Source organism: Trichococcus sp. ES5 (assembly GCF_900067165.1).
Classification (GTDB): Bacteria; Bacillota; Bacilli; order Lactobacillales; family Aerococcaceae; genus Trichococcus; species Trichococcus flocculiformis.
This window is the reverse complement of record NZ_FJND01000015.1, coordinates 41,758-66,725: the sequence shown is the minus strand read 5'-3', so window position 1 is coordinate 66,725 and position 24,968 is coordinate 41,758. Positions and strand designations below refer to the sequence as shown.

24 protein-coding genes and 1 pseudogene are annotated in these 24,968 nt (G+C 46.2%); 5 read left to right on the top strand and 20 right to left on the bottom strand.

Annotated elements, in window-relative coordinates:
• Window positions 1-290 (bottom strand): annotated as a pseudogene (locus tag TES5_RS11200) (hypothetical protein); the annotation flags it as partial.
• A gap of 183 nt (window positions 291-473) precedes the next feature.
• Here TES5_RS11200 and TES5_RS11195 point away from each other — a divergent pair.
• Entirely contained in the window at window positions 474-1,178 is a 705-nt protein-coding gene (locus TES5_RS11195) for an EAL domain-containing protein (protein WP_068562082.1), read from the top strand.
• Window positions 1,179-1,717: 539 nt separating this feature from the next.
• Window positions 1,718-2,425 carry an EAL domain-containing protein gene (locus TES5_RS11190; RefSeq protein WP_068562081.1) on the top strand — a complete coding sequence of 236 codons (708 nt, stop codon included), beginning with the start codon at window positions 1,718-1,720 and terminating at the stop codon, window positions 2,423-2,425.
• A 666-nt stretch (window positions 2,426-3,091) separates the two neighbouring features.
• Here TES5_RS11190 and TES5_RS11180 read toward each other — a convergent pair.
• From TES5_RS11180 to TES5_RS11125, 11 genes are all read right to left on the bottom strand, one after another.
• The gene (locus tag TES5_RS11180; RefSeq protein ID WP_178137837.1) at window positions 3,092-3,721 is read right to left on the bottom strand and encodes a nuclease-related domain-containing protein; all 630 of its coding nucleotides are present in this window, start codon (window positions 3,719-3,721) and stop codon (window positions 3,092-3,094) included.
• Window positions 3,722-4,259: 538 nt separating this feature from the next.
• On the bottom strand, window positions 4,260-4,571 hold the full coding sequence (locus TES5_RS11175) for a helix-turn-helix transcriptional regulator (protein WP_068562078.1): 312 nt from the start codon (window positions 4,569-4,571) through the stop codon (window positions 4,260-4,262).
• The gene (locus tag TES5_RS11170) at window positions 4,568-4,924 is read right to left on the bottom strand and encodes a type II toxin-antitoxin system RelE/ParE family toxin (protein ID WP_068562077.1); all 357 of its coding nucleotides are present in this window, start codon (window positions 4,922-4,924) and stop codon (window positions 4,568-4,570) included. The genes TES5_RS11175 and TES5_RS11170 overlap by 4 nt, the downstream gene beginning before the upstream one ends.
• Before the next feature lie 89 nt (window positions 4,925-5,013).
• Window positions 5,014-5,730 carry a nuclease-related domain-containing protein gene (locus TES5_RS11165; protein WP_178137838.1) on the bottom strand — a complete coding sequence of 239 codons (717 nt, stop codon included), beginning with the start codon at window positions 5,728-5,730 and terminating at the stop codon, window positions 5,014-5,016.
• A gap of 292 nt (window positions 5,731-6,022) precedes the next feature.
• The gene (locus tag TES5_RS15610; protein WP_232309363.1) at window positions 6,023-6,307 is read right to left on the bottom strand and encodes an SEC-C metal-binding domain-containing protein; all 285 of its coding nucleotides are present in this window, start codon (window positions 6,305-6,307) and stop codon (window positions 6,023-6,025) included.
• Between the two features lie 160 nt (window positions 6,308-6,467).
• Complete coding sequence (locus TES5_RS11155; RefSeq protein WP_068562075.1) at window positions 6,468-7,184, bottom strand: type IV toxin-antitoxin system AbiEi family antitoxin domain-containing protein; 717 nt, start codon at window positions 7,182-7,184, stop codon at window positions 6,468-6,470.
• Between the two features lie 528 nt (window positions 7,185-7,712).
• Window positions 7,713-8,459 carry a YecA family protein gene (locus TES5_RS15605; RefSeq protein ID WP_072763769.1) on the bottom strand — a complete coding sequence of 249 codons (747 nt, stop codon included), beginning with the start codon at window positions 8,457-8,459 and terminating at the stop codon, window positions 7,713-7,715.
• A gap of 719 nt (window positions 8,460-9,178) precedes the next feature.
• Window positions 9,179-9,910 carry a plasmid pRiA4b ORF-3 family protein gene (locus TES5_RS11140; protein WP_068562073.1) on the bottom strand — a complete coding sequence of 244 codons (732 nt, stop codon included), beginning with the start codon at window positions 9,908-9,910 and terminating at the stop codon, window positions 9,179-9,181.
• Between the two features lie 75 nt (window positions 9,911-9,985).
• Window positions 9,986-10,687, bottom strand: coding sequence for a DUF3226 domain-containing protein (locus TES5_RS11135; protein ID WP_068562072.1), 702 nt, complete (start codon window positions 10,685-10,687; stop codon window positions 9,986-9,988).
• On the bottom strand, window positions 10,687-11,778 hold the full coding sequence (locus TES5_RS11130) for an AAA family ATPase (protein ID WP_068562071.1): 1,092 nt from the start codon (window positions 11,776-11,778) through the stop codon (window positions 10,687-10,689). The genes TES5_RS11135 and TES5_RS11130 overlap by 1 nt, the downstream gene beginning before the upstream one ends.
• A 143-nt stretch (window positions 11,779-11,921) precedes the next feature.
• On the bottom strand, window positions 11,922-12,998 hold the full coding sequence (locus tag TES5_RS11125) for an NERD domain-containing protein (protein ID WP_178137839.1): 1,077 nt from the start codon (window positions 12,996-12,998) through the stop codon (window positions 11,922-11,924).
• 515 nt (window positions 12,999-13,513) lie between these two features.
• Here TES5_RS11125 and TES5_RS11120 point away from each other — a divergent pair.
• Window positions 13,514-14,059 (top strand): DUF6036 family nucleotidyltransferase, encoded by a 546-nt coding sequence (locus TES5_RS11120; RefSeq protein ID WP_068562070.1) that lies wholly within the window; start codon window positions 13,514-13,516, stop codon window positions 14,057-14,059.
• A gap of 37 nt (window positions 14,060-14,096) precedes the next feature.
• Window positions 14,097-14,417: a hypothetical protein gene (locus TES5_RS11115; protein WP_068562069.1), complete on the top strand. Its 321-nt coding sequence runs from the start codon at window positions 14,097-14,099 to the stop codon at window positions 14,415-14,417.
• Between the two features lie 342 nt (window positions 14,418-14,759).
• On the opposite strand, the gene TES5_RS11110 is transcribed toward TES5_RS11115, so the two are convergent.
• The 3 genes from TES5_RS11110 to TES5_RS11100 form a co-directional block, all read right to left on the bottom strand.
• The gene (locus TES5_RS11110) at window positions 14,760-15,065 is read right to left on the bottom strand and encodes a helix-turn-helix transcriptional regulator (protein WP_068562068.1); all 306 of its coding nucleotides are present in this window, start codon (window positions 15,063-15,065) and stop codon (window positions 14,760-14,762) included.
• Window positions 15,058-15,423 carry a type II toxin-antitoxin system RelE/ParE family toxin gene (locus TES5_RS11105; protein WP_068562067.1) on the bottom strand — a complete coding sequence of 122 codons (366 nt, stop codon included), beginning with the start codon at window positions 15,421-15,423 and terminating at the stop codon, window positions 15,058-15,060. Before TES5_RS11105 ends, TES5_RS11110 begins: the two co-directional genes overlap by 8 nt.
• A 458-nt stretch (window positions 15,424-15,881) precedes the next feature.
• Complete coding sequence (locus TES5_RS11100; protein ID WP_068562066.1) at window positions 15,882-17,078, bottom strand: IS256 family transposase; 1,197 nt, start codon at window positions 17,076-17,078, stop codon at window positions 15,882-15,884.
• A gap of 547 nt (window positions 17,079-17,625) precedes the next feature.
• On the opposite strand from TES5_RS11100, the gene TES5_RS11095 reads away from it, so the two are divergent.
• On the top strand, window positions 17,626-18,330 hold the full coding sequence (locus TES5_RS11095) for an EAL domain-containing protein (RefSeq protein ID WP_068562065.1): 705 nt from the start codon (window positions 17,626-17,628) through the stop codon (window positions 18,328-18,330).
• A 658-nt stretch (window positions 18,331-18,988) separates the two neighbouring features.
• On the opposite strand, the gene TES5_RS11090 is transcribed toward TES5_RS11095, so the two are convergent.
• From TES5_RS11090 to TES5_RS11070, 5 genes are all read right to left on the bottom strand, one after another.
• The gene (locus TES5_RS11090; RefSeq protein WP_068562064.1) at window positions 18,989-19,651 is read right to left on the bottom strand and encodes an ABC-2 transporter permease; all 663 of its coding nucleotides are present in this window, start codon (window positions 19,649-19,651) and stop codon (window positions 18,989-18,991) included.
• Window positions 19,648-20,499 (bottom strand): ATP-binding cassette domain-containing protein, encoded by an 852-nt coding sequence (locus TES5_RS11085; RefSeq protein ID WP_068562063.1) that lies wholly within the window; start codon window positions 20,497-20,499, stop codon window positions 19,648-19,650. The genes TES5_RS11090 and TES5_RS11085 overlap by 4 nt, the downstream gene beginning before the upstream one ends.
• A complete protein-coding gene (locus TES5_RS11080; protein ID WP_068562062.1) occupies window positions 20,496-20,876 on the bottom strand; it encodes a GntR family transcriptional regulator in 381 nt (126 codons plus the stop codon). The genes TES5_RS11085 and TES5_RS11080 overlap by 4 nt, the downstream gene beginning before the upstream one ends.
• Before the next feature lie 550 nt (window positions 20,877-21,426).
• Entirely contained in the window at window positions 21,427-23,250 is a 1,824-nt protein-coding gene (locus TES5_RS11075; protein WP_068562060.1) for a polysaccharide biosynthesis protein, read from the bottom strand.
• 585 nt (window positions 23,251-23,835) lie between these two features.
• Complete coding sequence (locus tag TES5_RS11070; protein ID WP_068562057.1) at window positions 23,836-24,900, bottom strand: glycosyltransferase; 1,065 nt, start codon at window positions 24,898-24,900, stop codon at window positions 23,836-23,838.
• Window positions 24,901-24,968 lie beyond the last annotated feature (68 nt).

Sequence of the window (24,968 nt, the reverse complement as noted above, 5' to 3'; positions counted from 1 at the left end):
TTGAGGTCTAGGTTGATTTTAACGCCATTGCGGCGTTGAATGGGCTGGAGCACCTTCCCTGTTTTTTCGAAATGAGTTTGGAGAAGCAGCTGATAGTCCAACTTTTCAACTTTTTCGATCAAAGGCAGTTCATCGATTTTGAGCTTCTGGTAATTTAGATTGTCCGGAGCAGTTAACTGAGGCATGCGGGAATTTTGCGTCAACAGGATTACTAGCTTCATTAACGCAAGAATAATCATTCGTTGACGCTTGATAATATCAACTAAATAGGTTAATAATAGAGGTAGCAACTTGTCATCTTCCTTTCTTTTGGGGAAATAGTGCGGTGTCGTTATCATCACTATTAACCAAAAATTGGGGGGTGGCAAGTTGTTTTTGTCGTTAACCCCGTTAAATCAACGAAAAAATACAAAATTGAACGTCTGGCAGAGCTAAACTTTGACAGTACGATTGATAGCAAAGGAGGAAAGTTAATGGATGATACGCAAGAATTATTGGCTGATCTATACATCGTGTGCCAGCCAATCATGCTGTGTTCGGATAAAAATGTTATCGATAGCTATGAAATCTTACTGAGATCAAAAAAACAGGATGGGTTTCCTGAAAAAATATTTCTGTGGCTTATCGATGATGAGCAACGCAATTCCGAGTTGATGGCTTATTACTCGAAGGAACTGAAAAAATTATGCGATGCCCACAGCAACACCAAGCTTGCGCTGAATCTGCATCCCAAACAGTTGCAGCACCCCTCCACTTGGCTCTTTTTGGATACCATTTCAGCCCTGAAAGAGAATATCTCCATCGAACTGACTGAGCACCAGTGCGAATTTGGCGCGGCAGATCAAGAAAAGCTCCTTCAAGAATATATTGAAAAGCTTAAAGGAGCAGGCTTCAGCATAGCGATCGATGATGTGGGAACTGGCCAAAACAACCTCCAATTGGTAGTGAACAACATCGCTAATATAAACGCGATCAAGCTGTCACTGACAGCTTTTCAAGGTTTGGATGAGCAGGTTCTGTTGAATTACCTGAGCAGCTGGGTTTTTCTCTCTGAGCATTATCATCTTACAATGATTGTGGAAGGCGTTGAAAATGCACGGATCAGCAACGAGCTCAAAAACTTGGGGATGGTCTACCAGCAAGGCTACTACCACGGAAAAGCCCAGGAGTTGCATTAAGCTTTTGGTTTGATTGGGTTGATTGGATTGATTGGTTTGATTGGGTTGATTGGGTTGGCCGGCAGCTCCGGTAAAGGGCGGCTTCGCCGGAGCTGGTGCCGGTTTCCAGGACTGTCCTCCGGTGAAATTCCCCTAACCGGAGCTGGTGCGTCACTACCAAAGGTTACCTCCGGGGACGCACGGCTTCGCCGGAGGTACGTTGCTCCCCTCGTAAGCCGGATCAGCCGGCCTAGCATACATCCAGCTGACCAAAGTTAACATCACAAAAAGGCAAGAAATCCGACAAACAGTGTCTTCGTCGGATTTCTTGCCTTTCATTTTTTCGGTGGCTATGGGATGCACATGGATTTGGTTATTCTTATAAGACTTTTTTGCTCACCAAGCGGATTATAGCGATAAAATTAGATAGAAGCCAAATGTGTGGTCATGTCAAATTGTTTTTTATTGCACAAATAGATTCATTTAATTATTTAATCATCGGACTAAGTTCCATATAATTTCGCTGGTTCATTTGCAGTGAGTGTAAAGGAGGAAATGTAATGGATGAGATGCAAGCGTTGCTGGACGATTTATATTTGGTATGCCAGCCAATTATGTTGTGTTCGCATACAAACAACAGTATCGATGGGTACGAAATTTTATTGAGATCACGAAAGCTGTGTGCTTTCCCCGAAAAAATGTTCTTGTGGTTCATTGAGAAGGAAGAACGCAATTCCAAATTGATGGCTTATTATTTTAGGGAACTGAAAAAATTGATTGCGAGCCACCGCAACACCAAGCTATCGCTTAACCTTCATCCGAAACAGTTGCAGCATCCTTCCACGTGGGGGTTTTTGGACAGCATTTCCTTGATGAGAAAAAATGTCTCCATCGAACTGACTGAACACTACTGCGCATTCGATCCAGCTGAAGGAGCGGATATGCTCCAAACCTATATCTCCAGACTGAAGACAAAGGATTTTTCGCTGGCGATTGATGATATAGGCAGTGGCCAAAACAACTTTGAATTGGTTGCAAAAAATGTCCAAAATATCCATACGATTAAAGTCTCATTGTTGAATTTCAGAAATCTCAATGAAGAGGTTATGTTCCATTTCTTGAATAGCTGGCTTACGTTGTCAAACCACTACAATCTTAAATTGATTGTTGAAGGTGTGGAATCAGAAAGCATCAGCAACAAGCTCAAAAACCTAGGCATGGTTTATCAACAAGGCTATTACCATGGAAAAGGCCAAGTATTGTGCTGACCTTTTTTTGAACGCTTCCTCCGGTTAGAGGTGTCTTGCCGGAGATAAATATCCAAAAAGAATGATCACCTCCGACCACCGCGGCTTCGCCGGAATACAGTTACCGAAAATCACCTCACCTCCTGCTAGCATTCGCTAGTCGGAGGTGGGCTTTTTTTGATGGAAGTATCTTCCGATTAGCTGCCCGTTCACCGGACCCGGCAGTTTCCTCCGGCTAGGGTCCTCTCGCCGGAGGAGAACATCCCAAAAGATTATCACCTCCGACCACGGCGGCTTCGCCGGAGTACAGTTACCGAAAATCAGCCCAGCTCCGGCGAGCATTCGCTCCCCGGAGTTGGGCTTTTGGGCGCTATCTGTCCTCCGATTAGGCGGGCGCTTATCGGAGCTGGCGGTTTCCTCCTGTAAAGGGGTTCTCTGCCGGAGGACAACTCCAAAAAGACGATCACCTCCGACCACGGCGGCTTCGCCGGAGTTCGGCCACCCACCATACATTCTCCTCCGGCCAGCATTCGCTCATCGGAGTTGAACTACCCGGCGCAAGCCTCTTCTCCGGCGAGCGCCGACTCATCGGAGTTGGCGACCTTCCTCGCACCACAGATTCATGCCCCCAACCAACACAAAAACCCCCGGAATCCGGGGGTTTACTGGCTCTTAACATTCATTCCTTCATTCCAACCGCACCGTTTCGATCCGCGCTTGCCCGATCGCAGCAGCTGTATGCGTATACGGCACCAGTTCGGAATAGATCTGGTTGATCTCGAGCGGCGTAAAAATGTCGGGCAGCTCGGCCATGTCCTTGATGATTTCGCGCACAATCAGGTGGAGATTCATGACTTTGACAGGGCCCGACTGGACGTACATTTTCTTCAGAGTGCAGCGATCGCTGAAAACGACATAAGATTTGAACGCATCGGCCTCGAGCGCCAGTTGACGTTTCAACGTCGAGATGCGGCTCTCATTTTGCCAAATCGGGTTGTAAAACTGATGCTTCGGACCCCGTTTCATCGTCTGGGTCCAATAACGACTGTCTTCGTCGCCGAAAATGCAGCCGCTGAAATTCTTCGACTCGAACACATAGATTCCGGTCCGCGCGATCATCACGAGATCAATTTCGATCATGGTCCCATCGCTCTTCGGCAAATGAAGATGAGGCAACAGCCGATTCGGCTCGCCCAATTTTTCCAGGTGACTGTAAATCATGAACTCGCCGCTCGTCCCCTTGTCCATCAGCGTCCCGGCAAAACTGCGCCCGCTCGCGGAACCGTTGTCCGACTTGACGTAGCGTATGTGAATCATCCGTGCCGCGATAAGAAAAACGAGAATGATAAAAAATAAGAAGGTCTCCAAATCGGTGCTCTCCTTCAGAATGGTTTTGTCAGCCGCGATAACTGGCCGGACTTCCCGACGACCAGAGCTGCGTAAAGTTTCAAGCCACTCGCAAATTGTTACCGCTATCATTTTCGGACTATCCAAACAGACGGTTCCGATGAACGGCCTAACGCTAAATCGATTTTACTATATTATCGGAAGTTAGACTACAACTTTATTCATGGAATGTCGGCTACCTGCTTGATTGGGGTGCCGGGGAGGGTTTTCCTCCGGTGAGGGGGTTCTCTGCCGGAGGAGGAGATCAAAAAAATCATCACCTCCGACCACGGCGGCTTCACCGGAGTACGGCCACCCGCAATGCATCACCTCCGGCCAGCATTCGCTCGTCGGAGGTGATCTGCCCGGCGCGAGACTATCTTCCGTGGGGGATTTCGTTTCTTGAACATGCTGAAAAAACCGATGAACTATATGTCCCATCGGTCTTTTCAATATAGTATTTTAGCGACTATCTGACTAATTTCTCTTCTACTCGTTGATTTGCATCTACAAAACTGATTTCGATGCGTTTCCCCAAAGCCTGCGCTATGTCTTCGAGCATGGAAAATGATGGTTCCATTCTAGCGCTTTCGATCCGCGCAATGGTCGAGCGTGATTTGTTTACCTTCTTGGCGAATGCAGTTTGGTTCAATCCCGTTTGTTCTCTCAATTCGAATAACAGATCTGCAAAATCCAATTTTGCTTGTTCATCTTCAAATGCCTGTTTGAATTCGGGGCTTTCGGACTTGCGTCGCTTAATCACTTCACTGTTCTTGCTCATTTGTCATTCCTCCTTTTGATTCTGGCTGACCAGTATGCTTTTTTGACAGCTTTCGCTCTGCGGATTTCTCTGGTGGGAGTTCTATTTGTCTTTTTGCTGAAACCATGCGTGATATAATATTCGGTGCCTTGTATTTGAAAATAACAGCCTCTCAACCAATGATCATTTGTTTGGGATCGAAGTTCATAAATATCATCATCCAACTTCTTAACTCGTTCTTTTCTGATGGAATCCTGCAAATCTGTATTTTCGACTCGATCTATCAGTGCTCTGAACTGCGCTTCTTCTTTAGTACTCAGTGAGTTTAGAAACGTTTCAAATTCTTCTCCCCAATCAAATTCAGGTTTAACCATTCGGCACCTCTTTATGTAATTATACAACAAATTGTAGCGAGTACGCTACAATTATTCATTTCATGATTATATATGAACAGATATCCCCCTCATGGATTTCTCCACTTCATCGCATCGATATGCGCCTGCTTCGTCTCGTCATCCGCTAAAGTGTACCGACTCAGTTCGACATAAAGCTGCTCGATTTCCAAGGGATTAAAAATTTCCGGCCGCTGCATCATGTCCTCTACGATTTCGCAAGCCATCACATCCCGGTTCATCACCTTCACTTCCGGTGAATAGACAAGCATTTTCTTCAGAACGCATCGCTCGCTGAAAACGATATAGTTACGAAACACCTCGTCGCCCAACCCCAGATGCTGTTTCAGAACGCTGATGTGCTTCTTGTTTTGCCAGATGGGATTGTAGAATTGATAGTGCCGGCCGCCTCTGAAATTCTGTTTCCAGTACCTGCTGTCTTCATCACCGAAAATCCAACCGCTGTAATTCTTCGACTCGAAAACATAAATGCCGGTTGCCGAAATCATGATTAAGTCGATTTCGGTGGTCGTCCCATCTGCTTTCGGCAAATAGACATTCACCAATAACTTGTGCTCCTCGCCCGCGTTTTCCAGACAAGAATAGATCAGGAATTCGCCATAGTTGCCTGTGTCAAACAGGGTGTCGAAAACGCTATTGCCGCTTGCATCGTTGTACGCGGTCCTTTGGTATCTGTTGTATCGTTTAGGTTTCTTCTGCCTCGGAGGGACTCCACTAAATTCCTTACACAAACCGACAACCAGAAGAAAAATCAGTATTATTTCCAAATTGAGCAGCTCCTTTACTGGGCAAGCATCAGGGAGGCATTGAAGCAGTCAAAGATAATATACGCGAATCGGCGATAAATGATTGCCGCTTCGCTAGGTTTTTAATCGGTTCTATCCTCCTGTTGAAAGGCCTTCTGCCGGAGGAAATCCGCCAAAAAGATTATTACCTCCGACCACACCGGCTTCGCCGGAGCACAAACACAAACAAGCCCCCCCAACTCCGACAAGGACGCTCTCGTCGGAATTGGGGGGCTTATGTCATCTTCGGTTGCTGAGGCAGCCACACTGCTATTTATCCTTCCACCTTATTCATGCAGCAATTCTTATACTTCTTCCCGCTGCCGCATGGGCACGGATCGTTGCGGCCGATCTTCACTTTTTTCTCAAAAGGGACTCCATTCGAAGCGCCCGCGCGATACGGTTTTTCCGGCAATGGACGCAAGTGCGGCTTTTCGAATTTTTCAAAGATCTTCTGGAGATCTTTTTCAATTCTATGGAATGTAGGCTGCACTTGAATACCCGCATTAAAATTCAAATGCGGGTATTCAAGTGCAATTATGTCACTATTTCGTAGCACCAATCACCATTTCCTCCATGTCAAATCGAGCTGACATGCGCTCCTCCGGTAAACTGCCCTTTCGCCTGAGGGCAGCAATGCAATAAACGTGATGAAATAGTCTTTCCTCACCGCATCGGAAGGGATGTGTCTCCATTGGGCCGTTAACTCAATCAGTTCTTCAAAATCTTGTTGATTCTGGTGTAGCTTCATAGATTTTTTCCACATCCAATGCATCATATTTTGAGGTTCCTTTTAAATATTTTCCGACCGTATTGCTTACGCCAAAATGATCCAGAACATTCTTCAGCGAAGCGAGTGTGCTTTTTTTATACTTGATTTCACCGAGAATGTTCCCTAGCTTGTTTTCATTGTAATGTTCCGAAGCAGCACTCAGAAATTTCCATAAATTTTTGTAATTAAGATCTTCAATTTCTTTGTGATGCTGCAAAACCTCGAGCAGTTCAATTAATTTTTTTGTCGATGCATCAAATCTGAGATCCGCTTTTTTCACTGAAACATTCCTGATTTGCCTTTTTTCCTCGAGAGGTATGTTTGAATACATTTGAATGTCTTTGGAAAGTTGAGTTGTTAATCCGTACATAGTATACATACGATAACCGATGACGATTCCGTTTTTTTCATTCTTGCCAAGATAGTGCTCCAGAATGTCCTTCTCACTCGAAAGAATTTTCCCGAATCTCCCCGATTTGGGTCTACAATAAATTCCTTTCGTCAACCTTTCGATTTCCCCAGCCTTTGCCATCCGTGAAACTACCTGGTAAAACGCTTGCTCCGGTATTTCGCTGAATTTCTCTTTGTGGATTTGTCGTGCATCGATGATTTTCAGTTCGGGATATCTTTTCACACTGTCTGCAATAGTACTTGTAAAACTCATTATTGCTCACCTCATTTACTACCCAAAGCGTACTCAGAACGGTAGTAATTGTCAAGTTTTTTTGATTTTATCTTGACAAAATTATTGTTTTTTTATGGGGAGAAAAACTTAGCGGAGCAGCACTTTCTTCCGGTTAAGGGATCCTCTGTCGGAGGAGAACTCCCAAAAAATCATCACCACCGACCACCGCGGCTTCGCCGGAGTACAGCCGCCCGCAATGCTTCCTCCTCCGGCTAACATTCGCTCCCAGGAGTTGAACTATCCGGAGCAATCTGTCTTCCGACGAAAGGCCTTCTTGTCGGAGCTGGCATCCTCCTCCGGTAAGGGGCTTCCTCGCCGGAGGAAATAACCAAAAAAAATCATCACCTCCGACCACAGGGGCTTCGCCGGAGTTCGTCCTCCCACCACACTTCCTCCTCCGGCCAACATTCTCTCGCCGGAGTACAACGCAAACAAACCCCCGCAACTCCGACAAGGACGTTCTTGTCGGAGTTGCGCGGGCTATATGATCAAATGATTCTTCTTTTTTTATTCCACCTTATTCATGCAGCAATTCTTATACTTCTTCCCGCTGCCGCATGGACACGGATCATTGCGGCCGATCTTCACTTTTTTCTCAAAAGGGACCCCATTCGAAGCGCCCGCGCTGTACGGTTTTTTCGGCAATGGACGCAGATGCGGCTTTTCGAATTCCTCAAAAATCTCCTGGGGCGTATTGCCGTTGTGTTCCCAACGGCGGATATGATTCGACATGTCCATCATCAGGCGCATCATTTCATTGACCTGCTGTTCATTATCGAACACGACATCCGCACGCTCCAACGCCTTAGACACAGCTGACATGCCCAAATCCAACTCTAATGTATCACGGATTTCCTCGCAAAGCTCCTGTGCCTTGACCCCATCACCACCAAGCAAATTTTTTCTCACATAATCATAAAACACCTTATATTGCGTCGTCTTCTCAAAATAAAAATCTTCCGTGTAGCGCAAAAGCTCCTCTTTCGCCGGAACATAAAAAGGCTTATCCCCCTTTTTCTCCAGCATCGATTCAAACTCATCGAACTCCAGAATCGTTTCGTGAACGAAATAATCCTTGTGGGGATAAGTATACCCCTTTTTCAGTTCCGCCGGCGGATTCTCGAGGTACGCCTCCACTTCCCCCAAGCTGATTGGCTCCTCGTTTTGGGTATTGTAAATTTCCACCAAAATATCCTTCTGGATCATGCCATACAAATTGCTCAAAGCGATGATATATTCCGTCAATTGATTCATGCTGTCACTCCGCTCGGTTATTAGTTTGCGTTCCTTCTGCTATCCATTTTACTATAGAGAAGCATGAAGAATACAGAATAACCTAAAAAATAGTGGGCTTTATTTATTTTCCTCCGGTTAAGGGGTTCCTTGCCGGAGGAAATCACACAAAATGATCATTAACTCCGACCACCGCGGCTTCGCCGAAGTACAGCCACCCGCAATACTGCCTGCTCCGGCGAACATTCTCTCGCCGGAACTGAGTACTTTTGTATAGGGCGGTCTTCCGATGAAGGGTCTTCTCGTCGGAGTTAGCAGTTTCCTCCTGTTAAGGAATTCCTCGCCGGAGGAAATCGCCCCAAAATATCATCACCTCCGACCACGGCGGCTTCGCCGGAGTACAGCCACCTGCAATACAGCCTGCTCCGGCCAGCATTCGCTCGCCGAAGTTGACCTCCACGGCGCAGTCTGTCTTCCGATGAGCACCCCACTCATCGGAGCTGACGCCCACCTCCGGGCAGGCACCCTTCTGCCGGAGGAAATCACACAAAATGATCATCACCTTCGACCACGGCGGCTTCGCCGCACTTCAGCCGCCCGCAATACAGCCTCCTCCGGCCAACATTCGCTCACCGGAGTTGATGTATCCGGCGCAAACCTTACCTTCGACAAGGCCACTCTTCATCGGAGGTAGGTCCGCGCAAAAAGACCAGTGCGGCTGCAACTGGTCTTTTCAGGGTTCAATTCTTCCGGTATTTGTCTTCGATGATGAAATAGTTATCGTGGTTGATCTGGTCCCACTCGGTCTTCTTGTAGTCCAGGTATTTCAGGGAGTTGTTGATCCAGTCGGGGTCGTACTCCCTGAACTCTTGTGAGTCGGCCCATTCTTTCATTTCCGCATATTCGGGGTGTGATGGATCGCGGTAGATTTCCAGGAACTCCTCGAAACCACCCAAGCCACCCACATCTTCAGGCGGAGCCGATTCGGCACCATCAAGCAAAGTCGGGTAGCCAAAGTGATAATCATCAACAGTCTGTTCAAGAGTAATCAGAAACTCCCATCCGTCGCCAAAATCGTACGAATAGCGAATCTCTTTGTATTTTTCCAGATACTTGTCGATTTTAATCCGGGATGGTTGGCGCACTACAGTTTTCATTAAGCGCTCCAGACTGGACCGCTGAAATGATCCAATTGGCGCCAGTCTTAGTCGTTCTTCATATTGCTTTTTATTTTGCTTGTAATATTGATACTCCTCAAAGCTTTCTTCGTCATTCGTGACAGTGATATTTTCTGCCGACAGGTCAAATTCGTAGAGATGGTAGCCGCCATAAGAGCCTCCGCTCAGGAAATTGGTCACGGTTTGGATGACGTCGTGCAGGCGCCTGAACGTCGCATCGGCGGGCATGACCACCCTGCGCCAGATCAGGGGATATGAATCCAGAAGTTCTATTTTGATGATATATGCTTTCATATTAAAATCCTTTCCATCGACAAATAAGGTTTCAATACATTTTGAATGTTATATTGCAGAATCCCTATCTATTTTTTAGTCACCATCTTCAAGAAGTGTTTTAACCTTTGCAAAAAATTCCACAAGTAAGTCTAGGTTCGCATGATTTAAATCAAAATAGTTTTTTTGCGTTCCAAGACCTAAAGTGTTAGGTACATCTTTATGGCTTGCTAAAAAAACTAATAATTTAGACTTATGGATGTTTTTTGGATCAACAACATTAGGATCCCCCGTAATGAGACTCAAATAATTATCTATATATGGCATTATCAACGGATTATCTGGAATACTCAAGCACAAATCCTCCAGCATGTTGCCAGTTATATCTTCTGGTTTTCCTGGAAGAATATATACACCTGTTGTTACGGATCCTCCTGACTCTGAAAAATCATTCATATTATTTGGCGAAGGTAACCCGTTTTTATGCAAAATATGACGTACACTATCAAACGAACTATTGTGACTATTGTCAGCATCTCGGATGATCAACAAGATTTCAATTTTTTCAAATCCGGTCCTAGTAATCAATGCTCCAATCGAAGCATCAAGATTATTGATTCCCTGGATGCTCTCTATTTGAATATTGTCATTTAAGTTTAATGGTTCAAGTCGTTGATTTTTATAAAAAAACTTATTGAAGAAAGCTTCCTCATCTTTTCCTTCAACGAGCATATAGACACTCTTCGAAATAATCGAGGTAAAGGATTCTTTATTTTTTTCAGTAGGCAAAGCTGGCATCACCGAACCTCCCATCCGTTAGAAACTGAAGTCTTCAGATTGTCAAACGTTAATCTTTTAGCTTGTGTCTCATTTTCTATTTGTTCTAATCTGAAATAAGCTAGTTGATCCTGATAAATCTCATCAGTTCCTTCAATGCAGGCATTTAAGAATTCATAACTATGTGTGCTAACGAATATTTGGCAGTTGTTCTCACTTGCAGCTTTTAGGATAGACATCCATATCTTATTTTGTACAGAGTAATGAATGCCATTCTCAATTTCATCAATGAATACAATGCCATTCTTTGTTGTCAAAATAGCTAACAGGATAGAGGTAAGCCGACTAATTCCGTCACCCATAAATGACATCGGAATTTTTTTATTGATTCCAATATCTACGTACAACATTGACTTATTATTAGCGAGAGAAACATTTGAGATTCCCTTAATTTTTGGCTCAATGATACGCAAAAAATCTATAAGCTTTTCTGACTCTCCATTGATATCAAGCTCACTATATTGAACAGCAACTTCAATTGGATTTTGGTACCCCTTAGAAGACAAAAATTTGCAATTCAGCATATTGTGCCTTGTAGCATGCTTAATATTAAATGACAGGTTGCTTAAAGATAAACCCAGATCAAAGGATTCCTTCTTATACCTGGCGTCAGAGTGTCTCACTGTCATCATCAATTTCGTGTTTGATGAAACCAAATTATCATCTGTCTTAATAACACCATCCAGATTCTCCAAGAAAATTTTCTTATCATTAATTTCATTGTGAGAAAAAGGATCACTATACACTATGTCTAAGGTATCTTTTTCTGAACCTGTTGCTATTTCAATGGTTATTTTTTTTGAAGAATCATAACCATTAAATATTGGGAAGAAAATTTCTTCGGGAACAACCTGTAATTCTGTTATGCCTCTCCAGCTATATTGTTTTAACAAGAAATCTGGGCCTAAGCGATCATAAAACATAAATATAGCTTCGAGTACAGTAGATTTTCCGGCGTTGTTCTTACCTCCAATAATGTTGAATTTTGAAAGTTGATTTAATTCAATATTTTTAATTCCTTTGAAGTTACTTATCCGAACTTTATTAATCATTCTGCCAACTTCTTTCTATTGAGAATGCGTTTCCTTAATTATACAGAATGCACGTTCGTTTCACAACGGCATTACACTTGCATTCGCTCAGATGAAAACTTTTTTCAAACAATTAGAAGTGCAGAGAAAAGTATTTTTAATCTCTATCGATGGATTTTATCTTTATATCTCCCCACTATCTCAATAATCCCATCCCCATATTTTTCGCACTTTACATCCCCAAAACTGGAAACCTTCCTTAACTCATCCAAATTCGCAGGCGTTGCCGCAATCAGCGCCTCCAGTTGGAGATTGTTGTAGACATAATATGCCTTGATGCCCTCTGCTTTGCTTGTTTCGTAGCGGTACTGCTTGAGCGCTTGGTACAGCGGCGTTTCGGTGATGTCGACTTCGACCTGATCCGGCAGTGCTTCGACCGCTTCATCACGCACCTCACCACTATCGCTCAACAAATACTTCTCCGCATAATCAACAGTGTTCTCCTTATGCAACCCCACAAAAAACTCAGCCATCTCATACATCTCTTTTTCCGACGACGCCAGATCCTTGTTTTCGCGCAGCAGCCGCTTAATGTAGTCACTCAGCTGGTCGCTCCGGATAATCTGATCTTTCACGTTTTTCGGCGCCTGCTTCAGGTTGATGACGGTTTTCGGATTAGCCAGCACAATCACGGATCGATACAAATCATCAAAATATTTATCGAGCGCTGCACGCATCAGCGGATTTCTCTTATTTGCCAACCGTAGCTGTTTGATCATCTCCATATGCCGCACATTTTGCGTAACCGGACTATAAATGCCTTCCTTTTTGCGCGTACCATTGAACGTTAATTCACGGATGAACTCGCCCCGGCTGTTCACTTCGAGGTTACCAAAAAGGTTTTTGCATTCGACGATGAGGCAAAACTTCGTGGTGATGATGAGGTAGTCGATCTGCGCCGACAGTCCCTCGTGCTCGAGGCGCAGATCGTGCAGCACGATGATCGGCAGGTAGCTGTTGTTCAGCTCAAACGCGACGCTCTCCTCCCCGACAATGCCGTACGCGAGCAGCTTCATGTCGCGCTCGATCTGCGGCTTCACCCTGTCCGGCGCGGTGACGTGAAGCTGCTGCAATCGCTCCAGCTGCTTCTTCGCATCGCTGTCGGCCTTATAAAAATCCGGATTCTTCAGACCCACCGGCTTTTGCGTAACCAATTCTTTGAAAGAATCAAAAACTCCCATCATAATCCTCCAATCTCTTTTGCGTAATTTTACAATTTAGATGCCTTATAAAATACTCGCTCAATACTGAGCAAAATTGTTCAAGCGCCCACCTGGGACAGCTGACTTTCCCATACAAAAGCCCCCTGTCCTTCAAAAAAGAATTCATTCTGAACAAAACGAAATACTTTGAAGAACAGAGGGCTGCTTAAACTTTTTCTCAATTTGTTTTAAACAACTAATACAATATCAATTTTACTATATCCAATCAGATTAAACTATGATTAAAAGTGATTATTTCTATATTTCTGATTTGGTATTGTTAGTGAACAACGGCTTCGCCGGAGTTCGGAAACCAAATAAAGCTCAACTCCGGCCAACATTCACTAGTCGGAGTTGAGCTTTATTTGGTTGGTTTAATTCAGTTGAGATAGGGCTCCTAGGATTAAGTTGTAGAAGCAACAAGAAGCCTCAATTGGATCAATGCGTATATATAATATGAGAAGTTTGTGTAGAAGAAAGGTGAGGAAAGCTGCATGTTTACAAACGAAAATATCAGTACGGATGAAATTCGTGATAAGTTAAGTCTATTAGATAAATTCTGCCATGAACAGGGTATTACTGCTGAATTCGTTATTGTGGGAGGCTCTGCTATGAACTTACTACTTGCTAAAGAGAATATTGTATTTCGTGGTACCCATGATATTGATATCGCCGGTCTTGATACAACCAACCATGACAAACTGTATCAGTATTTACCCAAATTAGGCTTTGAACCTGTCGATGGTGTTCTGCTTCCAGAAGTATCTGAATTTTTGAATTCTGAAAACATACAATCTTTCGATGATGACTATTCAAATTTAACGGTCTATCTCCCCTCCTACGAAATGCAAGCCTGTATCAAATCTTTGACAGATAGAAAAAAAGATTATGAAGATGTCATGAAAAGTGGTATTTTAGATTGTTGCGATATTCAAAAACTTATCGATCTCATCGAGGAGTACAAAGATTACATTTTAAATCCAAATCCACTTTATAGTTATTATCCAGATATTCTGGTTGAATTGCAAAAAAGGCTTTAAGATAGTATTATATAGGAAATGAAAGGAGGCAATGACAATGGTTCATGTTGATAAAATGTTGCGTCTTGTAAGCGACTGGAGACCTTTGTATGAGGGCGAGCGCCAAAAAACAGTTCTTCATGTCCATAACACTTTAGAAAAGTTATCGAATCAACCTGTTGAATTGCCAACTTTATACGACCAGTTATTGAACTCTCCTGCCGATGATCAAACAAAACGAGATGCCGTAAAAATGGTGCGTGTCCTCTATCATACATTAGACGTCAATGATGAAGAACAAGCTGCAAATGAAGCCTATTTAAAAGAACTACGTAAAAAAAGAAAACCTTTGTCTGCGGTTGTAAAAAAACTAAAATAAACTATCACATACAGAAGAAGCTAAGTCTCCTGCCTACAAGGTCGGGGGCTTAGCTTCTTATTTTTGCTTATATCTTTTCAACGGTGTTGTCCACTCTCTTTTGGTGAAACTCACTTCTGCCAGAGGAAAACACCCAAAAAGATTATCACCTCCGACCACCGCGGCTTCGCCGGAGTTCGGCCTCCCCACAACGCACTCACCTCCGGCCAGCGTTTGCTAGTCGAAGGTGAGCTTTTTATGCGGGTGCTTAGCTTCGGTTGGAGTAGGCCTCGTCGGTGTTGGGATGCCACCGATTTAATTCTTTTATTTTTTTGCTGTAGACTACGCAATCAAAAACACTCATCAACGAATTTCGATGTGCACATCTTTCCCCAAGCCCTTAGCGATTTTGATAAGGAAGTCTAATGAAGGGTTGTAAGAACCACTCTCGAGTCTGGAAATGTTGGACTTTCTGGTTCCAGCTCTTTTAGCCAGCTCTTCTTGAGTCATCTTCATACTTTTTCTTGCTTCGATGATTTGTGAAATCAACTCGTATCTTGGCTGCAGCTTGTCGTATTCCTCTTGAAATTCAGCATCTTCCATCATTTGCGCTTTAATGTCGTCAAACTTTACTCCTGCAGATTTTGTTTTAACATCCAATTTACTCATCACTGCACCTTCTTTCATAATCTTCTTTATACTTCCTTGCTCTCTCTATTTCTCTTGGCGGAGTCTTATTAGTTTTTTTCACAAAACCATGAGGCAAAACAAAGGTACTGCCAATATAGGAAAAATAAAATACTCTGGAGATATCCGTTGAGAACTTTACTCGCAATTCATAAATCCCCTTATTTTCTTTCCCTTTTATCGATTTGGTATGAGGCTCTCTTAGGTCAGGTCCATGATCTTTCAATAGTTCAATTTCTCGGAAAGTCTTAGCTCTTAATTTGGGAGGTAAGGATTCGAGGAAATCTCGTACCGGTACTTCCCCATTCTCTTCTTGATAAAATTCAACATCATATGCCAAGCTATTCCCCCCAAGAATATGACTTCCTTCAGCTACATGTTATCATATACGATAACTTTTTTCAATGATAATTTTGGATTATACAAGCGTATTCCAGAATGAGGATGATGAATAATTGACCACACTCATCATAAACATACGCAAACTAGCTACCGAAGATACAATACTCTTTCCTAAAATAAGAGATTCTCTGCCGGAGAAATCCACCCAAAAAGACTATCACCTCCGACCACAGCGGCTTCGCCGGAGTTCGGCCGGCCGCCACGCACGCTCCTCCGGCCAGCATGCGCTCACCGGAGTTGAGATCGTAGGCGCGGTCAAGTCCGAAATCCTGTGTAAAATCACTTTGTAGTTCCTTTTACTTGATAAGTATGCTTTTGTGCCAGGCGAGCCTGGCAGGACCCTCGGTTTCGGTAGGAATCAAAACCCGATTCCTACCAAAACCGAGCGTGCAATTGTTAAGTCCTCCCTACGATCGGATTCCCTTTCTTCATCAGGAACGTCCCTGTGTTCTTCGCCCATTCTTCATTCATGTCCATCAAAACCGCTCCAATCAAGCGTTCCGCTGATTCGGTATTCGGGAAAATTGATACCACTTTTTCCCTTCGGCCGATTTCGCGGTTGACCCGTTCCAAGGAATTGGTTGTCCGCAAGGAAATGTGATAAGCTTCTGGCTCTTGAAGATACTGCATCGCGTCCATAAAGCCGCTGTCCAGCGTCTCCAAGGCCTTGCTGAAGCGTTTCTCCCCTCCGGTCAACTCTTCGAAGGCCTGACGGCTCTCGAGCGCTTGCTGAAGCGTGTTGGCACGGAAGATTTTCCGTAGGGCTTCTCGTTGCTCAACACATTCTTTTTTCGGCATCCCTTCCAGGATGTTCCGAAGGAAGTGGACTGTGCACCGTTGCCAAGCCGAACCCACGAACACTTCCTGGATGGCTGCTTTTAGGCCCGCATGGGCATCCGAAATCACTAAGTTAGGTTGTGTCAACCCACGGTCCCGCAGTTCCTGAAGAAAAGATTTCCAGATCTCTGTGGATTCTTGACCCGACACTTTGAAACCAACGATTTCGCGTTTGTTCAACTCGTTGACTCCTTGCGCGACATAGACAGCTTTACTGATGATGCGATGATTCTCACGTACCTTGATGTACATCGCATCTACGTAAAGATACCGATAGGTATGGCTGGTCAGAGAGCGGGTCCGAAACTCCTCAATCTCGGGATCTAAGTGCTTCATCGCGTTAGAGACAAATGACTTCGATACCGTTTCTCCGCACAGTTGCTCCACGATTTTTGACACTTTCTTCGTGGAGACGCCGTTGACCACAGCCTCCACCATGCTCAGCACGAAAGCCTGATCCATCCTTTTGTATCGCTCAAATAGCTGCGTGGAGAACTCGCCGCTGCGGGTACGGGGTACTTTCAGGGTGAGCCTTCCGATGGAAAGGGTGAAGTCCCGTTCATAGTACCCATTGCGGTAATCTGTTCGACTAACGTTCCGCTCGTACTGACTGGCTTGAATATGCTCATCCCGCTCCGCTTCCATATACGCGTTAAAAACCAATACTGCCATAGACTTCATCATGCTGTTGATATTACTGCTCAAAACTGCCTCTGTTAATTCTTCCATATTTATATTAATATTTAGTTGGGTCATATCCATTCTCCTTTGCGATGTTGTGTGGTAACTACATTGTACCAAAGGTTTGGGTATGACCTTTTCTTTTTACACAATTATACGGAAACAACTGTAGGCGCAGTCTGTCTTCCGACGAGCGCCCCGCTTGTCGGAGCACGGAGGCTCGAAAGGCAGCCACCTCCGGTAATTCGTTCCAGCGCTAATTTTTTCATGACACTGTTGGTTCGGTTATTCTTTTTGGACTATTTTTCTCAAAACGGGGATTACGGCGGTAGAATTAGGTATAAGCTCACAGGATCAGCACAAAATTCCAAAGACGCGGGCCAAAATAGGTTCGTCGCCTGGGAGCGCAAGGGAGCCGTCTTCAAAGAAGGCACATCCCAGTTGCGATGAGGCATCGCCTTCGATCGCTGATGGTTTTAGGGCAATTGATTTTTTATGCACAGATGCAATCGAATAATCAACCGAATTCATTTATTTCAATCGGTGGAATTATTTAACTATAGGTTTCGGTCCCATTTAGTTTGACAGTTTGGTTTGCAGTGATCGGAAGGGGGAAAAAGGAATGGATAAGATGCAGGAGTTGTTAGATGATTTATATCTGGTATGTCAGCCAATCATGCTGTGTTCGCGTGCAAATGTTATCGATGGGTATGAAATTTTATTAAGATCCACAAAATTGCGGGCTTTCCCTGAAAAAATGTTTCTATGGTTCATTGAAAAGGACGAACGTAATACCAGGTTGATGGCTTATTATTTTAGAGAACTGAAAAAATTGGTGGACAAACACAGCAACACAAATCTGTCGCTGAATCTGCATCCACAACAGTTGCAGCATCCTTCGACTTGGGCATTTTTGGATAATATTTCCTCGATGAGAGGGAATGTCTCGATCGAATTGACTGAACATTGCTGCGAATTTGACCCAGCCGATGGAGCGGATGCCCTCCAAAATTATATCTCAAATCTGAAGAACAAAGGTTTTTCATTGGCGATCGATGATATAGGCAGTGGCCAAAACAACTTTGAATTGATATCAAAAAATGTTCAAAATATTCATACCATCAAAATTTCACTGCTGGATTTCAGAAACACCAACGAAGACAGCATGTTCTTTTTCTTGAATAACTGGCTTAACTTTTCCAATCGTTACAATCTTAAATTGGTTGTCGAAGGCGTTGAGTCGGAATGCATCAGCAACAAACTGAAAAACCTGGGAATGGTCTATCAGCAAGGCTATTACCACGGGAAAGGCCAAGTTTTGTGCTGAACTTTCATCGCTAGCCCAATCCGGATGCGCCGGGTTGGGCTATTTTTTTGCGGCCGGAGTAGCCGGCCAAGCATGCTTGCGCTCTCTCCTCCGATGAGAGGCGCCTTCGTCGTAGTTGTCGCAGATTTCTAGGGCTGTCCTCCGGCGAAGCTCCCCTCGCCGAAGTTGATATACCTGGCACAGGGCTGTTCTCCGATGAGCACCGCACTCATCGGAGCTGATGGTCCTTCCAGGCAGAAGTCTTTCGGCCGGAGGAGTACACCCAAAAGATGATTACCTCCGACCACCACGGCTTCGCCGGAGTTGGGCTACCGAAAAAAAGCCTTCCTCCGGCCAGCATTCGCTTGTCGTAGTTGAGCTACCCGGCGCAAGTCTGTCTTCCGATGAGCACCCTTCTCGTCGGAGCTGATATTTTCCTCCGGGCAGGGGCTTCCTCGCCGGAGGAGAACACCAAAAAAGATGATTACCTCCGATCACCGCGGCTTCGCCGGAGTTCGGCCGCCCGCAACACATCCACCTCCGGCCAGCATTCGCTCGTCGGAGGTGAGCTACCCGGCGCAAACCTGTCCTCCAGCGAGCACCCGCCTTGTCGGAGGAGACCACCTCCAGTAATACGAAGAAGCTACCCGGCGCATTTCGCCGGGGAGTTTCTTCTATCTTAAAACGCAACGGACTTATCGATAAACCGTCTGCTCACAATTGTTGAAACACCCAGCATCGCGATGCTCAGCGCGAGGATCAAGCTGGTTATTTGCAGCGGATTGAAGGCTGCCACGCTGGCTATAAAGTCGGAGCTCTCTAAATTGTCGAGTACACCAGTCTTTTGCAGCAGGATGATGCCCATCGCCAGGATCCCCATGATCGCAAAAATGAACACTCGCGCTTTTTCGGTTCCGTAGCGCAGGTACAGCGGCGTGATGATGGCACCGTAGAAACACCCATAAAAGAAACTATAAAGAGCGTTGTACAGCAAATCCTGTGCGCTCGTCTGCAGCTCTGGAACGAATGGCATCAGCAGCAAAATCAAACCGACGGACAGCAACGTGGCCACCAGGGCAGATACCAGAACCAGCAGTTGCTTCTGGATCACGTAATCCTTCTTGCGTATCGGCAAGGTGAACAGATAGAGGAAGCCGTGGTTTTCCTGATCATAGAAAATCGTCGAAGAGGTCGTCGTGACGAAGAAGAACGCCATCATAATAAATACCACCGGAACGGATTTGATCGTGTAGGCGTTGAACGCGGCGATCAGTACGAACATCAGGAACGTTTTCAGCTGTTTCTGCAACAGCAGCAAGTCTTTTACCCAGAGGCCTTTCATAGTCGGTCACCATCCATTATCATCAGCATTATTTGGTCGATCGTCGGTTTTTCCACAACCAACTTGGGGTAATTCTCCATGTAGAACAGCCGCTGGTCCGTCAGCAAGTCGTAGCCGTAGTTGGTCCGCTTCCGATAAAGCAGGAAGTCCCGGTCGATCTGCCCCAGTCCTTCTTCATCCACCTTCAGGACGCCGTATGCATCGAGCAGGCGGTCGGTCTCCTCGTGCAGAAGGACTTTGCCGGCCTTCAGGTAGTAGATGTCGTCGCAGAGTTTCTCCAGATCGCTCGAGATGTGCGAGCTGATCAGGATGCTGCAGCGCGGGTGGGTGACGAGGTAGTCCTGCAACATGTCCAAAATCTCGTAGCGCGCGCTGACGTCGAGTCCGCTGGTGGGTTCGTCCAAAATCAGCAGCTGCGCCCCGTGCGACAGCGCCGTCAGCGTCTTCAGCTTGGCCTTCATCCCGGTCGAGAATTCCTTCAGTTTCTGATCTTTGGGGAGGTGGAAATCAGCACATTTGCGCAGGAAATAGCTTTCATCGAATTTTCGGTAAAAACTTTTCAACAGCCGGTTGACGTCCTTTATCGTATAGATATCGTTAAAAAAGGATTCCGCCAACACGGTGCCGATGCTTTCGCGGTCCGCCAGCGACAACCCGGCGATGTCCTGCCCGTTGATTTTGGCGCTGCCCGATGCGAACGGGACCAGGCCCAACAGCGCTTTGAAAAGCGTCGTTTTGCCGGCGCCGTTTTCCCCGACAATCCCGGTGATCGTGCCTTCATCCACCTGCAACGAACAATTCAACTCGAAACTCGGATACGTCACGACGGCGTTTTCCATTACAATCATCCCAATTCCTCCTCCAGAATCATCGCGATCAGTTCCACCAGCTCCGCTTTGGAGATGCCGGCCTGCCGCGCTTTCTTGATCACTTGCTCCAACTCTGCCTGCGTGCTGTACAGCAGATTTTCCCTTTTCGCGTGCCTGTTCACGGCCAACACAAAGCTGCCTTTACCGTGGACGGTCGCGATAAACCCCTCCTGCTCCAGCAAATCGTAGGCCTTTTTGACGGTGAGCGCGCTGGCTTTGATCTCCTTCGCCAGTACCCGCACCGAAGGCAGAGGCTCGTTCTCCCGCAAACTTTCTTCCAATATCAACGACTTGATCTGATTCACCAGTTGCTCATAGATCGGTACCATCGAATTGTGCTGAATGATGATTTTCATCCGAAACGACTCCCCCTCCCTTTCGATAAACAGTATATAACAGTAGTTAACAGATGTAAAGTCGGAAACGAAAAAAAGCCCGCCTCGATTTGAGACGGACTGGTTGAATTGGTGGGGGCTGCGGTGACGCCGTGCCAGCTCCTGTGAGGGGGTTGTCTGCCGGAGGAGAAGATCCAAAAAGATTATTACCTCCGACCACCGCGGTTTCGCCGGAGTTCAGTCTCCCGAAACACAACGTCCTCCGGCGAACATTCGCTCACCGGAACTGAGATCGCTGGCAAAACACCCTTCTCCGGCAAGGGCTTTCCTCCGGGCAGGGGCTTCCCTGCCGGAGGAAATCATCCAAAAAGATCATCACCTCCGACCACCGCGGCTTCGCCGAAGTTCGGCCGCCCGCAACACACCCTCCTCCGGCTAGCATTCGCTCACCGGAGGAGAGTTACCAGGCGCAACACTTTTTTCCGACGGGCGTTAGCTCCGTCGGAGCTGGCACGAAAAAAAACAAGCACACCCCAGTCTCGGAGGTATGCTTGTTATACAGTATCAATCCCTACACATTTTCATTTGCGAAGGCAATTACTTCGTCACGAAGCTTTTCATTTGCCAAACCATCAAGTGATTCGACAAATTTCCAGACCTCTTGACGGTCATACGTTGTGGCTTTTCCAACAAATATTTTTTCGAAGACTTGATTGTCGGACAATTGGCCATCGACCAGCAATTCCTCGTAGAGTTTTTCGCCGGGGCGGATGCCTGATTCCACGATCGGAATTTCAGCCTCCGTGTAACCGGACAACTTGATCATTTTACGCGCCAGGTCAGAAATCTTGACAGGTTCACCCATATCCAGGATGAAGATCTCTCCCCCTTTGGCCAGCACGCCGGCCTGCAGAACCAGACGGCTTGCTTCCGGAATCGTCATGAAGTAGCGGATCATGCGCATATCGGTGACAGTGACCGGACCGCCTTTTTCGATCTGTTCTTTGAAGACAGGGATGACGCTGCCGCGGCTGCCCAATACATTCCCGAATCGGACTGCAGCGAATTTAGTTTTACCCGGTTCATTCAAGGAAGTCACCAGGATCTCTGCGATACGCTTCGTCGAACCCATCACGTTTGTCGGGCGGACCGCTTTGTCGGTGGAGATCATCACGAAACTCTTCACACCGGCCGCTTTGGCAGCTTCGGCCATGTTTTTTGATCCATAGACGTTATTTTTGATCGCTTCCATCGGGTTGTATTCCATCAACGGCACATGTTTGTGGGCAGCTGCGTGGAATACATGATCGGGTTTATAGGTTTCCATTACTTGGAAAATACGTTCACGATCTTGGATATCCGCGATGACCGGGATGATTTCGATCGTGCGTCCGTGCAGGTTGCGCAATTCTTTATCGATCAGGTAGATCGAATTTTCACCGTGTCCCAGCAAAATCAATTTTTTCGGTCCGAATTTTGCGATTTGGCGGCAGATTTCTGATCCGATCGAACCACCTGCACCACTTACCAATACCACTTCATTTTCCAACTGCTCAGCAATTTTGGTGCGGTCCAGTTGTACTTCTTCGCGTCCCAGCAAATCGACCACATCGATGTTGCGGAGGCGGCTGACGGTCAGTTTGCCCTTCAGGACATCCTCGATCCGCGGCATCTGATTCACTTTCACATTTGCCCGGTTACAATACTCCAAGATGCTTTCCAACTCTTGCGGCTTCAGGGATGGGATGGCAATCGTCACCTGGTCGACGGCAAATTCCTTAACCAATGCAGGAATGTCTTCTTTCGTACCGACGATCGGGATGTCGAACAAGCGCGAATTCGCCTTGTTCCTGTCACCGTCGACAATGCCGACGATTTCGATTTCACTCGGCTGGCGCAGGATGCTGTCGACGAAGATACTGCCGCCAGCACCGGCCCCGACAACCAACGTGCGGACCTTCTTATCGATCGGCACATTGTTCTTTTTAAGCTTCCCATCATTCCATTCATGATAGAACCGCCAAAACACACGCGATCCGGGCAGGAACACCAAACTGAACATGTACATCAGGAAAATGTAGCGGAAGCTGACACCTTTGATGAAAAATAACGTAATGAGTGCCGAAATCGCATAGGATACCGTCATCAAAACCGTCGACTTCCCGACTTCATAGATGCTCGTGTAGCGGACGATCCTCGCAAATAAGTGACTGCGCAGCCCGAGCAGAATGTAACTGCCGATGCAGATGCTCACCATGACGTAAAAGAACGTATTCGGCGGTGCGATATAAGTCTGGATCAACCAGTAGGCCAATAACGCGGATACGAAAATGAAAAATGAATCCAGTAAAATTAAAACCATTGCCTTTTGTTTGCGTGATAAATTAAGCGACATATTTCAGTACTCCTCCTAAAAAACTTCCTTGACGCTTGCTGTCTTCTTACAACATCTCAACTTTATGTCCAAATCTACGGGAACCTGAGTAAAAAGCTGTCCCCATCGAGAAAAATTGTTGCCTTTGTTCGGAAAGCAGCCACTTTCCCAAAACCAAAATCCGCTTCGGAACGGGCAGATGCGCCTTCTGAAAACCGGATCGAACGATGGAAATCCAACAGTGAATAAAATTTCCTTAACATATCATATTGTACTATATCATTCTTGAAATAACTATAATTATTTTACTGAAATTCAGAATTAACTGTGCCGAAAAATACGTCCTTTTGCTCCTTGCGAAAAAAACACGCTGCCATCCGCATTGATGAATAAAATGCGGATGGCAGCGTGCTTTCGTTCGGTTTTTGCGCCGGAGAAGAGAATCCCGAGCGGATTGTCTCCTCCGGTCAGCCGGGCCTCGCCGTAGTTGGGCCACGGGAAAATGACCGTGCTCCGGCAAGCACATTTTCACAGGGGCTAGGCTACCTGGCAGGAAATGCGCTCCGATGAAGAGAGTGTTCATCGGAGCTTGGCACACCTTCGGCGTTATAATACGCGCATAATGTCTTTAAGCGAATCCTGGTATACATCCAGATTTTCTCTTATGATATTGTCCGCAATCAGATCGCTGATTGGGTGCATATCGATGCGCGCCAGGTCGGATTCCTTGATCGAAACAGCGACGCCACGGTGCTTCAGTTCTTCGATGTTTTCGGTATCCTCCAATACGCCTTCCCTTTCGATCAGCACCAAGTTCCTTTTGGAAAGCAAAGCTTCCGATATCGTTCCCCAACCGGCTTTGGCGATGACGATGTCGCTGGCTGCGAGGTAGTTGTGGGTGTCGAAGGTTTCGACGGGGAGTCGGACGACGGTGGCGTTGCCGGTAGCGGTGATGTTGATGCCGCTGGTGGTGAAGATGGTGCCGTCGAAGTTGTCGATTTGAACGTTATTCAGGTCGGCCGACTTGCCGCAAGTGATGAAGATGCTCGGGCCGTATTGGGCTTTGATGGCGGTGATGCGGTCGGAATCGAAACTGCGGCAGATGAAGCCAATTTGTTTTCTTGGAACGGGCAGTTTGGGTGCCGGCAGCATCAGGTCGTACTCGATCAGGAGGTCGAGTTTGGCGTAGACTTCCCTGAAGCGGGCAATGATGGTGTCGGAAAGGCCAAGGAACTCGTACTGCTCGCACCAGGTGAAGTTGGCGATGCCGATGTTGCGCACACCCAATTGTTCCCCCACTTCAATGCCGATGGCGCTGATGTCACTGATGACGCAGGCGACGGGCAGATCGCGCAGAATGGCGACTTCCGCGGGGACGGCGGTATCCCAGCCGGCCATGAAATCGGTCAGTTCGTGCTCGAGACGCGGGATGTCGACCTGGAGACTGTTGTCCTTGTTGACGAGGCCGACTTCGGTGCGGATGTCCCTGTAGGTCACGCGGTCGCCGAAGCGCTCAAGGTACACGCGAGCGAAGCTGTTCTGATAGGCGCCGCTCGCGAGATAAATCAGATGATCGGTCGTCTCCAAAAGTTCCTCGATGATCGCCAGGCAACGGGTCATATGCCCGAAGCCGTGGGATGATGCGTAAAATACTATCCACTGTTTAGCCATGTGACACCTCTCATATTCAATAATTCAGATTCTTTTATTATTATTTCTAATTTAGTTATTCAAAACAG

What these genes read in the sequence shown, in the direction of transcription:
- TES5_RS11130 (WP_068562071.1), bottom strand. Translation starts at nt 11,778, where the DNA reads ATGATTAATAAAGTTCGGATAAGTAACTTCAAAGGAATTAAAAATATT.
- TES5_RS11095 (WP_068562065.1), top strand. Translation starts at nt 17,626, where the DNA reads ATGGATAAGATGCAGGAGTTGTTAGATGATTTATATCTGGTATGTCAG.
- TES5_RS11190 (WP_068562081.1), top strand. Translation starts at nt 1,718, where the DNA reads ATGGATGAGATGCAAGCGTTGCTGGACGATTTATATTTGGTATGCCAG.
- TES5_RS11070 (WP_068562057.1), bottom strand. Translation starts at nt 24,900, where the DNA reads ATGGCTAAACAGTGGATAGTATTTTACGCATCATCCCACGGCTTCGGG.
- TES5_RS11115 (WP_068562069.1), top strand. Translation starts at nt 14,097, where the DNA reads ATGGTTCATGTTGATAAAATGTTGCGTCTTGTAAGCGACTGGAGACCT.
- TES5_RS11170 (WP_068562077.1), bottom strand. Translation starts at nt 4,924, where the DNA reads ATGGTTAAACCTGAATTTGATTGGGGAGAAGAATTTGAAACGTTTCTA.
- TES5_RS11155 (WP_068562075.1), bottom strand. Translation starts at nt 7,184, where the DNA reads ATGAGTTTTACAAGTACTATTGCAGACAGTGTGAAAAGATATCCCGAA.
- TES5_RS11135 (WP_068562072.1), bottom strand. Translation starts at nt 10,687, where the DNA reads ATGCCAGCTTTGCCTACTGAAAAAAATAAAGAATCCTTTACCTCGATT.
- TES5_RS11100 (WP_068562066.1), bottom strand. Translation starts at nt 17,078, where the DNA reads ATGACCCAACTAAATATTAATATAAATATGGAAGAATTAACAGAGGCA.
- TES5_RS11180 (WP_178137837.1), bottom strand. Translation starts at nt 3,721, where the DNA reads ATGATTCACATACGCTACGTCAAGTCGGACAACGGTTCCGCGAGCGGG.
- TES5_RS15605 (WP_072763769.1), bottom strand. Translation starts at nt 8,459, where the DNA reads ATGAATCAATTGACGGAATATATCATCGCTTTGAGCAATTTGTATGGC.
- TES5_RS11090 (WP_068562064.1), bottom strand. Translation starts at nt 19,651, where the DNA reads ATGAAAGGCCTCTGGGTAAAAGACTTGCTGCTGTTGCAGAAACAGCTG.
- TES5_RS11075 (WP_068562060.1), bottom strand. Translation starts at nt 23,250, where the DNA reads ATGTCGCTTAATTTATCACGCAAACAAAAGGCAATGGTTTTAATTTTA.
- TES5_RS11175 (WP_068562078.1), bottom strand. Translation starts at nt 4,571, where the DNA reads ATGAGCAAGAACAGTGAAGTGATTAAGCGACGCAAGTCCGAAAGCCCC.
- TES5_RS11140 (WP_068562073.1), bottom strand. Translation starts at nt 9,910, where the DNA reads ATGAAAGCATATATCATCAAAATAGAACTTCTGGATTCATATCCCCTG.
- TES5_RS11125 (WP_178137839.1), bottom strand. Translation starts at nt 12,998, where the DNA reads ATGGGAGTTTTTGATTCTTTCAAAGAATTGGTTACGCAAAAGCCGGTG.
- TES5_RS11120 (WP_068562070.1), top strand. Translation starts at nt 13,514, where the DNA reads ATGTTTACAAACGAAAATATCAGTACGGATGAAATTCGTGATAAGTTA.
- TES5_RS11085 (WP_068562063.1), bottom strand. Translation starts at nt 20,499, where the DNA reads ATGATTGTAATGGAAAACGCCGTCGTGACGTATCCGAGTTTCGAGTTG.
- TES5_RS11110 (WP_068562068.1), bottom strand. Translation starts at nt 15,065, where the DNA reads ATGAGTAAATTGGATGTTAAAACAAAATCTGCAGGAGTAAAGTTTGAC.
- TES5_RS11195 (WP_068562082.1), top strand. Translation starts at nt 474, where the DNA reads ATGGATGATACGCAAGAATTATTGGCTGATCTATACATCGTGTGCCAG.
- TES5_RS11080 (WP_068562062.1), bottom strand. Translation starts at nt 20,876, where the DNA reads ATGAAAATCATCATTCAGCACAATTCGATGGTACCGATCTATGAGCAA.